This is a genomic window from Vibrio sinus (assembly GCF_023634645.1).
In the GTDB taxonomy this organism is placed as follows: Bacteria; Pseudomonadota; Gammaproteobacteria; order Enterobacterales; family Vibrionaceae; genus Vibrio; species Vibrio sinus.
Window position 1 is genome coordinate 67,789 of record NZ_JAMKMR010000007.1, and the last position, 11,927, is coordinate 79,715.

The following is an 11,927-nucleotide window of genomic DNA, read 5'->3' on the forward strand; positions in this document are numbered from 1 at the left end:
CGATGACGATTTCAATCAGGCAAATTGTCCAGGAAATGTCGGCCGAAAAGCTGAGATTGGCATTGACCATCTTCGCTGTTGCTTGGGCCACACTGTGTATCTCTACCATGTTATCTGTCGGTGAAGGTGTTCGACTTGGCATGTTGAAAGTTGCGCACAACGGAAACGGTAACCTCATCTATATCACGGCAGGAAGAGCCAGCATCGATTCTGGTCAGGTTCAGCTTGGGCAACAGCTGAAGCTCACCATGCAAGATGTGCATTCGCTACAAGCTCTTCCTCAGGTCACACTTGCGCTACCGACGGCGAGATGGAGCTCAACCGTGAAATATCATACTCAGACGTCGTGGCAACAACCCATCGCAGTCACAGCAAATTATCAAAAAGCGACAGGGCTTAAGCTTATGCCAGGAGGACGATGGCTAAACCCATTTGACGCAACTCAACAGCGACGTGCGATTGTTCTCGGCTATGATGTCGCGGCCCGACTCTTTAACCCTCCCAGCAAGTTTGATTGGTTCAAGCCGTTAACTTTGAAAACCAACCCGGTAGGCAAAAGCGTTAAAATCGGCGATATCGAGTTCGTTGTGGTGGGTGTATTGCAGAAAAATAACGCCCAGATTGAGAGTGGCAGTTCAATTAACTACTCAAGCTTTCTTCCTCTGTCCACATGGCAAAGCTACAACAAAAACAGCCCCATTACCGCCATTAATATTCTGCCAGCCCCAACAGCTAACCGAGCTAAGCTGGTGAAAACGATGGAACAAGTTTTAGCCATAAACCATGGTACAAGTATCAACGACACGCAAGCGTTTCAAAGCCAAGATATGTTGAAACAACAAAAAAGCATGAGTCAGTTTTTGCTCGGCCTGCAAAGCTTTTTAGGTATTATTGGCTTTATTACTTTAGCTGTCGCGGGAGTGGGCATTGCGAATGTGATGTATGCGATGGTGAAGCGCTCAACGAAAGATATTGGTGTACGTATGGCCGTGGGTGCCACACCGAGCGCAATTCGGTGGCATTATATTGTTCAATCACTGGTCACGATGTCGATAGGCGGTGCAATTGGCCTAGCCATGACCTACCTGTTTATTCAGCTGATAAGCTCGATAAACCTCAGTGGGAATCAGCTCTATGACCAACTTGGTAACCCGATACCCGTTTTGTCTTTTTCGGTGTTGGCTGTCGTCATACTCTCCCTAGTATTGGTGGGTATTATGGCCGCTTGGCTACCTGCTCACCGCGCTTCCAAAATCACCCCTCAGCAAGCTCTACAAAGTGAATAATGTTATGACAACCGCCTTAGTCAACTTCGACAATATTTGTAAGTTCTACGCCAATGGCGAACTACAGGTAAAAGCACTCGACCAAGTAAGTTTAACTATCGAGCCCGGTGAATTTATCGCTATCTTGGGCCCGTCAGGCTCAGGCAAGTCTACCCTAATGAATGTGTTGGGCTGCTTAGATAATCCCACCAAAGGGAGTTATCTTCTTGAGCAGCAAGACGTTTCCACACTCTCCGCCAATGAGCTGGCTCGTATTCGCAATCAAAAAATTGGCTTTGTATTTCAAAGTTTTAATTTGCTCGATTACGCGAGTGCAAAAGAAAATGTCGCCTTGCCACTGGTCTACAGTGGTGTAAAACATAAGCAGAGAATTCAACGCGCCGAAGCGCTCTTGGACAAAGTGGGTTTGGGTGAGCGAACAAACCATAAACCAAACCAACTCTCCGGGGGACAAAAACAACGTGTGGCGATTGCCAGAGCGCTGGTCAATGACCCACAAATCATCCTCGCAGACGAACCGACAGGCGCTCTTGACTCAAAATCTGGCGCAGAAATCGAACAGCTGTTCAGGCAGTTACATAGAGACGGACGGACGATTATCATCGTCACTCATGATAACGAATTGGCGAACAGGACCAATCGAATCATCACAATTAAAGACGGCCAAGTTGTCTCTGATGTGAACAATCTCAAGGCGAAAAGTTAATGGTCAGATGAGAAAAACCCGAATGAATAAGTATGCAAATGATACACTCTATAAAGGCATACGTATTATAAGGTTGTCTGCAATGCCTTATAGACACTCAGATTACAGCCTCATAAAGCACTAGACTTTAGTCTAAAATATTTGTAATTGCTACACTTTGATGAACTTAATAATACGCCATCTCAGGGTGAATAAACTCAACTATAGTGATAATAAATCTGGGTAGTTGCGTGATTTTACATGTGAATGAATATCGCTTTTACTATGAAAATTCATGCCATTCATGAACAACTCATTGCTTAAGATCATACAACAATTATTTTTACCAGATTTTCATAGACTCTTGGTCTAAACTAATTGGGCGGTATTTTTATTATCGACAAAAGGAGAAGTTATGATCGCTAAGCACAGAGACTATTTGTTGCAGGATACTAAGAATTTCCACGCGCATATCCAAGTGAACCCCATTGGTATACTTGATGTCGATATTGTGGAAAAACGCGAACATCATAGCTGTAGCTTTGATTCTCTCGCGTTTAAGAAAGTAGGATCTAAAACGATCGTTTCTGGATGTGACGAAAGAGGTAAAAAACGAAGTCAGTGGCAACTAACCTTAACTAAAAGAGATGCCGAAGAACTCAATCTCTTGATTGAAGATGCTAACGAAGAATACGAAATGCTAATGCGTGATCTTCTATAGTGAGATAAATGGCAACGGAACGAAAGCTAGAACACTGAATCACGAAAGGCACTACTCGTTAGTGCCTTTTATTTTCACTATATTCGAGTTAATCAATGATTTTAACCCTTACTCATACTAACCATGATGTTGCACAGTCCATCCTCGAACTCTCTTACGCTGCGTATCAGCAGGAAGCTTCACTTCTGAAACTCAGTCATTTTCCACCTTTATCAGAAACCATTGACTCAATACTTAACGCCCACAGTGTGTTCCATGGAATGGAGCAAAATGATCAGCTGGTAGGAGTGATTGAGCTTGAGCAAGGTAACATCTACCAAGTTAACCGTCTCGTCGTCCACCCAGAGTACTTTCGACAAGGAATCGGTCGCTCTTTGCTTACACATTCCCTTTCAAACACGAACACCTATCAAGTCACAACCGCTATAGCAAATACACCTGCGATAAATCTGTATGAGTCTTTTGGTTTTGTACAACAATGTACATTCATGGTTGAAGGCAGTTTGGAGCTGTGTACTTTGGTTCGTTTTGTCCCCACCAAAGCTTAGGTATGTTGATTAGCTCCCTTGAGCACCGATTAACTGAGAAAGATTGCGAGGAAAAGCTTTACCCTCAACTTCTTCACGATAGTCCCTAGCCACTTTTGTAATCGTCTCGCTAATGTGGACAAATTGTTTAGAAAAAGGAGGCCAATCTACTCCCAAACCTAAGGCATCGTTAATCACTAAAACTTGTCCATCGCACTCTGAGCCTGCGCCTATGCCTATTGTTGGTATCAAAAGCTCTTGTGTGATTTGACCAGCTAAAGCGTGAGGGATATGCTCCAGCACCAGCATAAATGCACCAGCCTGTTGGATTTTTCTTGCTTCCTGTTTCACTTTTTCTGCTTCAGAACTGGTATTGCCCACTTTCTTAAAGCTTTTGGCGGTTTGAGGGGTGAGCCCTGTGTGTCCAACGACTGGAATACCGTGTGACACCAAGTGGCGGATGACATCTACCTTTGCACCTTCGAGCTTGACACTGTCTGCTCCGGCTGCAATAAGACGGTTTGCATTGACTAAAGCGGTATCGGGATCTTTATCGGCTTGATAAGGAAGATCACCGATAATGTGGGTGTTCGGCGCTCCTCGCCTGACAGCACCGACATGATATTCGATGTGTTCCATGGTGACATCACGAGTGCTCTCAAATCCCATCTCGACCATACCAACGGTATCACCAACCAAGATGACAGCCACACCAGCCGTTTCAACGCACCTTGCAACGGGGCAAGTATAGGCGGTGAGCATCGAGATGGGGGTTGCTCCTTTCATCGCCAACAAATCACTTGAAAGCAACTTCATAACTAAACTCCTTATAAATTAGAGAATTAAGAAACGAAAATGCAATATATCAAATGGCCTTCTTGTTGACGATGGTAATATTCCTAATCTAACTTTCTACGTTAAGTCGTCGGCTCAACAACATGAACCAACTCAGGATTAAACTGATCAAATGATGTTACGCCCGCAGTTTCTGCGATATCGATAAAATCCGCTATGGTGTTATCGTGAAAGTTTCTCACTTGATGAGATTTAAAGTTCGGCACGATGCCCTTCGCCAGCTCATGGTTTTGCGTTGCAACACCTGTTGGGCAGCGGTCAGTATGGCATTTTAACGACTGAATACAGCCCAACGAAAGCATAAAGCCCCTAGCAGAGTTACACAAATCGGCCCCGTAGCAAAACGCCTTAAACATGTTAAAGCCAGACACCACTTTACCTGCATAAATGATTTTAATGCGGTCGCGTATGCCTTTTTTGATTAACGCACCATTGACGAACTTAAGTGCATCATCACCACGCATACCAATATGGTTAGAGTAATCTAACGGCGCAGCACCGGTTCCACCTTCAGCCGCATCCACGGTGATAAAGTCTGGATAAATCTCTTTTTCAATAAATCGATCTAACAAAGATTCAAATTCACTTGGTTGACCAATACATAATTTGATGCCGATGGGTTTACCACCACTTAGATCGCGCAAGATACCAATAAACTCAACCAATTTTTCTTCAGTGGGGAATGAAGGGTTAAACGGAGGAGACAAGACATCAGTATGGGGCTCAACCATACGAATCTTAGCAATCTCTGGCGTATTTTTTGCCGCTGGTAGTACCCCACCATGACCAGGTTTAGCCCCTTGAGACAGTTTAATCTCAATCATTTTGATCGAGTCGAGTTTACTTTTCTTACGAAATGCCTCTTCATCGAGTCGCCCGTCAGGATAGCGAAAGCCAAAGTTCGCCGTGCCCACTTGTAGAACAACATCCCCGCCTTCCATGTGGTAAGGTGTTAAACCACCTTCACCTGTATTGTGTGAAAAGCCACCTAACGCCGCACCTTTGTTTAAAGATTGAATTGCGGTTTTACTTAGCGCTCCAAAACTCATGGCAGAAATGTTTAGAATCGAAGCAGAGTAAGGGCGAGTACACTCAGGGCCACCCACTAATACTCTTGGCTGGTCTTCAAATTCACCTTTGCTAAACATGCTATGACCAATCCACTCCAACCCTTCTTTGTAGAAATCTCTTTCGGTACCAAGTGGGTGGTAGCCTGGCTTATTTTCTGCTCTGGCATAGACAAGTTTAATGGTGTTTTTACTAAATGGTCTGCCGCCAGTATTACTCTCGACAAAGTAATCGTGCAGAATTGGGGCAATATCCAGCAGTATGTATCTTAAGTGACCAAAAATAGGATACTCACGTAACACCGCATTCTTTTGTTGTAAAACGTCATACCAACCAAGAGCACTGAAAGCGAGAATCAGTATCAGAACTAACGTATCGCCTTGTAATAGGAGTTGATTCAATATCGCCATGACACTGAGCATGATCGACATAAAGATGAAGATTTTTCTATACGACATGTAGGAGCCTTATTGAAGTTGACTATCTTATAATGTTAAGCAATTACTCGTTGAGTATATACCTAAGTCACTCCAAGATACTCCCTTCAACGAGATATACCAAAGTTAAATTATCTATAGCTATGTCAACTTCCTACGACAGACGGTATAAATCGACCTAAATCCCGTTATTTTTCAAACCAAACCACAAGAAAATCAAATAATATTAACACGTTAAATACTCTTCACTCACCATTATGCAACGCTGCACTACTTGTTCGAAACTACAATTAATATCAATGTAGTGAGTATTGATCTCTTGATGGGTGGGCATTTCGAGCGTTTGATACTGACTATCGAGCAGTGAAGGCGGCATAAAGTGCCCTTCTCGGTTTTGCATTCTTTGTGCAACGATGGCTTGGTCTGCATGCAAGTGCAAAAACACTACGTGCTCGTTACCTTCTCGGATTGCGTCACGATAAGACTTCTTCAACGCAGAGCAGACAATAACCGCCACTTCACTTTTCTTTTCAATGCTAAATGCTGCATCTCTAATACGTATTAGCCACGGTGCTCTATCGTGATCATCAAGGGGCTGACCATTGGACATTTTTATCACGTTACTTCGCGGATGAAGATCATCACCATCAATAAATTTAGCACCAATACGCCTAGAAAGTTCACTACCAACCGTGGACTTTCCCGTACTAGCCACGCCCATGATTATAAAAACTAATCCACTCTTACTCATTATTACCTTCGAATATCGACTCACTTAGCGTTATCAAAATAGCAAAATTAGCGCCTGCAATGTTACGGGTAACTTTAACAAGTGTGAAATATCTCAAAGAATCAATATTACCCAGAAGATATGCCGTTATTGATAATTTACATCATTAATATTACGGGTAACATGTTACCGGTAAACAAAAGTAGCATAACAACAATGAAAAGGACAAAATATGTCTGATTTTACCCTCATTCTCACCTCAGCAGGATCGATTGTCTTGCTGCTGTACTTAGTGATGAAAGTACGGCTGCATGCGGTGGTTGCTCTTATTCTTGTTTCAATGATCGCAGGGATCTTATCTGGTATGAGCCCTCAAACCATTGCCGCAACCATCCAGAAAGGCATGGGTGGTACGCTGGGGTTTGTCGCGGTAGTGGTCGCACTCGGCGCTATGTTTGGCAAAGTCATGGAAGAAACCGGAGCCTTGGATCAAATTGCCCATACTTTGCTCAATAAATTTGGTGAGGATAAAGCGAATTGGGCGTTAACCTTTACTGGCTTTATCTGCGCGCTACCTTTATTTTTTGATGTCGCTGTCGTGCTTCTCATTGGCATCGCCTTCGCTGTGGTTCGCCGTGGTGGTGGCAGTGTAGTCAAAATTGGTATCGCACTGTTAGCAGGCATCGCTACTTGTCAGGCCTTCCTTATCCCAGCTCCGGGCCCAATACTTGTCGCCTCTCAGTTACATGCGGATTTTGGCTACATGATTCTATTTGGCCTTATCGCGTCTGTCCCCGCAATGATATTGGGTGGGCCCATTTGGGGAAGCTATATCGCCAAGCATGTGCATGTTGAGTTGCCTGAAGAACATAATGTCGACGAAAATCAACGTATAGGGACAGGCACTCCAACTTTTAAGCTCGCGCTTTCTCTTATCTTTCTACCACTAGTCTTAATTGGCTCTAACACCATAGGTAGCCGCTTTGTCGAGCAAGGCTCAAACCTACAGCACTGGCTGCAGTTTATTGGTCACCCCTTTACCGCCATTATCGTGGCCTGCTTAGCTGCGTTTTATCAGCTGGGCTATCGTAGAGGCGTATCGAATGACAAAATCATGCAGATTTGTGGTGCGGCGCTTCAGCCCGCTGGCGTCATCATTCTAGTGACAGGGGCTGGCGGTGTATTTAAACAAGTTTTGATTGACTCTGGTGTGGGAGCCGCTTTGGGTAACATTCTAGCCGGCTCAGGCTTGCCTGTTGTGGTTTTAGCTTTTGTTTTGGCCGCTGCAGTCCGCATTATTCAAGGGTCAGCGACTGTCGCTATGCTTACTGCCTGTGGGCTCATTATTCCAATGCTGCAACCGCTTGGCTTAGATGGTGCTCAGTTAGCAGCCGTGACGATAGCTATTGGTGGTGGCGCTATTGTGTTTTCACACGTTAATGATTCAGGTTTTTGGCTGGCGAACAAATTTCTAGGACTGAGTGAAATACAAACGCTGAAAACCTGGACTATCATGGAAACCATTGTCGGTACAACGGGCGGTATAGTGGCTCTGCTAATATCGTTGTTCTTATAACTCTGCGATTGAGACTAGCGTCTGGCTGGTCTCAAATACTTTCTCCATCTTCAATGTTAACGGGTAGCTCAATCGTGTTGCATTGCGTATTTTTTCCAGATATCTGCATCAAAATTTGTTGAGCGGCAATACGGCCAATCTCTTGGCGAGGCGTCATAACACTGGCAAGCCTCGGAACAAGAGATTGCCCCACATCGAGGCCATGAAAGCCAGCAATACCTAGCTGCTGTGGTACCTTTATCCCCTGCTTATGGCATTCAAAGATCAATCCCGTTGCTAAATCATCATTGGTACAGAAAAAGCTGTCCACGTTTGGATGCTTGTCTAACGCGTCCAATAACATGGCACGCCCGAGTGAAAAAGATGACGGTTTTTCCGTGAGCAGATAATTTGGCGTCAGACCATTTTCTCTCATCGCTTGCGCATAACCTTGCTTTTTCAAATGTGTTCTTGCGTCTAACCTTGCTCCTAAATACAAGCACTGCCGATATCCCTTGTCGATCAAACGCTGAGTCATCAAATATCCAGCAGAGACATTGTTAAACCCGACGGCCTGATGAATGGCTTTTTGAGTGGTGTCCATCATTTCAACCGTTGGAACACCAGCCATTTGTATCATCGACAACGTCCGATCAGTATGCTTAAAATCGGATAAGATGAGCCCATCGACCTGATAGGACAACAATGACGTGATCCTTTGCTCTTCAATCTGCTCACAATAGCCATAGTGAGCAAGCATCACTTGATAGCCCGCCGCTTCAGTCACTTCTTCAATACCTTTAATCACATCAGCAAACACTTGGTTGGTCAATGACGGTACGAGTACACCAATAGCAAGACTTTTTGAATTGGAAAGTAAGGCTGGAGCCCGGTTAGGAATATAGCCTGTTTTATCTATGGCTTGCTCAATTTTAGCACGTGTACGTTGGGCAACTTGCTCTGGGCTTCGCAAATATCGACTGACGGTCATCTTGGTAACGCCCACGATGTCCGCAATATCTTGTAGTGATGTTCTTTTGTTTTTCACATTCCAATCCAGGTGTTACTGTAACATCCCGCATTATCCCTATATCTGATACGAAACACAATCCTAAGATTTTCAACATTTTCTTTGTATTTTAAGCACTTCAGGATAGATCCAAGTCACTTCAAGTTTACTTTGCATTTCTTGGACAAAAATCCTCTCCCCCAAAATCAAAAAGGACGTTAGAATGCTCGCATCGAGTAAATACCCTAGTGTATCGGGCTTTAAGACACGACGATTGGAGACACCATGCTACGCTATTGCCTCATTGCAATTTCGGCCATACTACTTGCTGGATGCACAGAACATCAGGCAAATGAACTCGGGGTAGGCAACGGGACTGTCAATAGTTATCCGCAGAACATGTCTAACATGCAACTTTGCCAAACCCTCTACTTTTCAAGACCCACCGATCAAACCAGGGTAGCCATCGGCGCAGAGTTTGATAGAAGGCATTTGGATTACCAATCTTGTAAAGCACGATATAACCAAACTTTCTTAACCACCTTAATCAAAGACTACCAGGTAGCGGAAGCGGCAAACTCTAGTGATTCTGGTAGTGATAGTTAGATTTATATTAAGAAGGACACACAGTCCAAAGAGGGATTAAAGGGATTAAAAGGGACACACTCCCCAAGTGTAGAATAAGTATGATTTATCAAGATCTAGGTGGTATACCGACACCTTTTCGATGCCTTCCTCAGCCTATTGCCATCATCATTACTCCATCTTTGTACTCTCGGATAATAGATGATGACAACAGCCCGCTCTCGACTAGTTTGCCTTGAATCCACCGCCTACTATCATTGTGTATCACGATGTGTTCGACGCTCGTTTCTATGTGGTGAAGATGCCTTAACGGGTAGAAGCTATGAACACCGTCGAGCGTGGGTTGAGAAGAAAATACACCAATTGTCTGCCGTTTACTGCATTGATGTGTGTGCTTATGCCGTCATGAGTAATCACTACCATATTGTCTTGTATGTCGATAAACAAGGTGCGGACAAGCTCACACCGTATGAAGTGGCTAAACGTTGGGGTCAACATCACCACTTACCTTTGATAGTTCAACGTTGGCTGAACGGTGAACCTACGAATGGAGCAGAACTTCATGCCATCTTCACCCTAATTGACCAATGGCGAGCTAGACTCTGTAACCTGAGCTGGTTTATGAAAGAGCTCAACTATGAGATTGCGTGTCGAGCGAACAAAGAAGATGACTGCAAAGGGCATTTTTGGGAAAGCCGCTTTAAAAGCCAAGCCTTGTTGGATGAACAAGCCTTACTTGCAGCAATGGCTTACGTGGATTTAAACCCTGTACGAGCTGGTGTAAGCAAGACACCAGAAACCTCAGAGCATACATCAATTCAAGTGAGAATTCGCGCGCTCAAGAACAATCAAGCCACCGCTCCAGGACTTGCGGTGTTCATTGGTAACCCAACCAATGAAATGGTCAAAGGATTGCCGTTTCGCCTCATCGATTACCTCGAACTGGTGGATTGGAGTGCCAGGCAGTACAGCAAAGGGAAACACGTCATGCTGAGCAAGGTTCCTCCCATACTGTCCAGACTCAAACTCTCCCCGAGCCAATGGTCCATCGCTACCACTCAAATTGAGAAATACCGAGCCACATTTTTAGGCTGCAAACTGAGCCTTACCCACTTCAAACAGCTAAATCACAGAAAACGAGTTCACGCTTTGTCTTTAGATAGTTAGGTAGCGACCTCACCAGCCTTTGTATGATCTCTTTCTAAGCTCACGCAAAAAGGTGAATATTCATAGATAAAAATTCACCTACTCAAAAACATACCATTAATCATCAGAACCGAGTATCGGTGTAAGCCACTAAGTCTTTAATACTCTAAGTTATAGTGTGTGTCCTTCTAACCCAATTTGGAAGTGTGTGTCCATCTAATCTTCATAGCCAAAGAGTGTGTCCATCTAACCTACATCTCATCTTTCAGCTCTTTAGTCCTAGAGATTAAATAGTCTTTAAAATCAGTACACCGTGCTGGCATTTGGGTGCGTTTTTGGTAGTACAAACTCAGCTCAAACTCACTTTTCACGTAATCATTTAAAATGGAAACTAACGTGCCACTTTGTAGTTCTTCCTTAACCAATTGTTTTGGCAAATAGGCGACCCCTCCTCCTTGCAGAGCAACATTTTTCACAAACATACTGTTTTCAATTTCAATCGTTTGCGCAATTTCTACCGTGGTAAACACGCCTTGTTTTTCAAATTGCCAACGGTTACCACCGACTAATGTCGACGTATATAAGCAGTTATGGTATTTCAGCTCCTCAGGCGTCATAGGCTCTTCATTTTGTTGAATATAATCCGGAGAGCAACAAGCCACCAGAGGGTAGCGAAGCAATACTCGTTTCACCAATAGACTGTCTTTGTCTAGATGTCCTTTGTAGGTGGCGTGCGCTTTTATAGAAAAATCCACTTCATGCAAGTGATCAACTGGCAGAGCTGTTTCGAGAATTTTAAACGATACTTTCGGGTGCATCGCCAAGTATTCACCCACTATCTGACTTAAAAACTTTTGTGCAAATAATGGCGTAGCCGCTATTTTGATTAGCCCTCTCATCTCGTGCTCCAAATTCTGTATTCCAGTAAACACGTCCTTGGCACTGCGATAAATTGGGTCGTACTGCTGGTACAATAGTTTGCCAACATCAGTAGGCGAAATCGTCCTCGTTGAGCGCATTAATAAACTCACTCCTAACTCTTCTTCTAACTCTTTAATCCACCGGCTTCCCGCCGAAGTCGAAATGCCGTGGATTCTCGCACCTTCAGAAATAGAGCCTGTTCGCACAACTTCAACAAAAAAAGCTGCTTTATCCAGCATTTATAACCCCCTTTCACCCCTTCCCCAATTTCAAAAATTAGAATCCTATAAATGGGAAAATAATACATGTTTAGATAGCGTTATTATGATACTGATCAAAGCTCAATTGTGCATGCTGATTAATAATAATTTGGTTATAGCATTGATTTTTAATCATTTAATT

At 43.8% G+C, this 11,927-nt stretch carries 12 protein-coding genes; 7 read left to right on the forward strand and 5 right to left on the reverse strand.

The window, feature by feature from the left end; all coding sequences use genetic code 11:
* The first annotated feature begins 2 nt into the window (after window positions 1–2).
* The 4 genes from M9194_RS09385 to M9194_RS09400 all read left to right on the forward strand — a co-directional run bounded on the left by M9194_RS09385 (window position 3) and on the right by M9194_RS09400 (window position 3,240).
* Entirely contained in the window at window positions 3–1,286 is a 1,284-nt protein-coding gene (locus M9194_RS09385; RefSeq protein WP_250612375.1) for an ABC transporter permease, read from the forward strand.
* Between the two features lie 4 nt (window positions 1,287–1,290).
* Complete coding sequence (locus tag M9194_RS09390; protein WP_250612376.1) at window positions 1,291–1,992, forward strand: ABC transporter ATP-binding protein; 702 nt, start codon at window positions 1,291–1,293, stop codon at window positions 1,990–1,992.
* Window positions 1,993–2,386: 394 nt separating this feature from the next.
* Complete coding sequence (locus M9194_RS09395) at window positions 2,387–2,692, forward strand: hypothetical protein (RefSeq protein WP_250612377.1); 306 nt, start codon at window positions 2,387–2,389, stop codon at window positions 2,690–2,692.
* Window positions 2,693–2,787: 95 nt separating this feature from the next.
* Complete coding sequence (locus tag M9194_RS09400; protein WP_250612378.1) at window positions 2,788–3,240, forward strand: GNAT family N-acetyltransferase; 453 nt, start codon at window positions 2,788–2,790, stop codon at window positions 3,238–3,240.
* A gap of 9 nt (window positions 3,241–3,249) precedes the next feature.
* Here M9194_RS09400 and panB read toward each other — a convergent pair whose 3' ends face one another.
* The 3 genes from panB to M9194_RS09415 form a co-directional block, all read right to left on the reverse strand.
* Window positions 3,250–4,035, reverse strand: a complete 786-nt coding sequence (gene panB, locus M9194_RS09405; RefSeq protein WP_250612379.1) for a 3-methyl-2-oxobutanoate hydroxymethyltransferase — start codon at window positions 4,033–4,035, stop codon at window positions 3,250–3,252.
* 101 nt (window positions 4,036–4,136) lie between these two features.
* On the reverse strand, window positions 4,137–5,600 hold the full coding sequence (locus M9194_RS09410; RefSeq protein ID WP_250612380.1) for an FMN-binding glutamate synthase family protein: 1,464 nt from the start codon (window positions 5,598–5,600) through the stop codon (window positions 4,137–4,139).
* A 205-nt stretch (window positions 5,601–5,805) separates the two neighbouring features.
* Window positions 5,806–6,330: a gluconokinase gene (locus tag M9194_RS09415; RefSeq protein ID WP_250612381.1), complete on the reverse strand. Its 525-nt coding sequence runs from the start codon at window positions 6,328–6,330 to the stop codon at window positions 5,806–5,808.
* Window positions 6,331–6,541: 211 nt separating this feature from the next.
* Between M9194_RS09415 and gntU the strand changes: the two genes are divergently transcribed.
* Complete coding sequence (gene gntU, locus M9194_RS09420) at window positions 6,542–7,885, forward strand: gluconate transporter (RefSeq protein ID WP_250612382.1); 1,344 nt, start codon at window positions 6,542–6,544, stop codon at window positions 7,883–7,885.
* 31 nt (window positions 7,886–7,916) lie between these two features.
* On the opposite strand, the gene M9194_RS09425 is transcribed toward gntU, so the two are convergent.
* Complete coding sequence (locus M9194_RS09425) at window positions 7,917–8,912, reverse strand: substrate-binding domain-containing protein (RefSeq protein WP_250612383.1); 996 nt, start codon at window positions 8,910–8,912, stop codon at window positions 7,917–7,919.
* Between the two features lie 246 nt (window positions 8,913–9,158).
* On the opposite strand from M9194_RS09425, the gene M9194_RS09430 reads away from it, so the two are divergent.
* Complete coding sequence (locus M9194_RS09430) at window positions 9,159–9,479, forward strand: hypothetical protein (RefSeq protein ID WP_250612384.1); 321 nt, start codon at window positions 9,159–9,161, stop codon at window positions 9,477–9,479.
* A gap of 183 nt (window positions 9,480–9,662) precedes the next feature.
* Complete coding sequence (locus tag M9194_RS09435) at window positions 9,663–10,625, forward strand: transposase (RefSeq protein ID WP_250612511.1); 963 nt, start codon at window positions 9,663–9,665, stop codon at window positions 10,623–10,625.
* Window positions 10,626–10,855: 230 nt separating this feature from the next.
* Here the strand turns inward: M9194_RS09435 and M9194_RS09440 are convergent, their stop codons facing one another.
* A complete protein-coding gene (locus M9194_RS09440; RefSeq protein ID WP_250612385.1) occupies window positions 10,856–11,764 on the reverse strand; it encodes a LysR family transcriptional regulator in 909 nt (302 codons plus the stop codon).
* Between the last annotated feature and the right edge of the window lie 163 nt (window positions 11,765–11,927).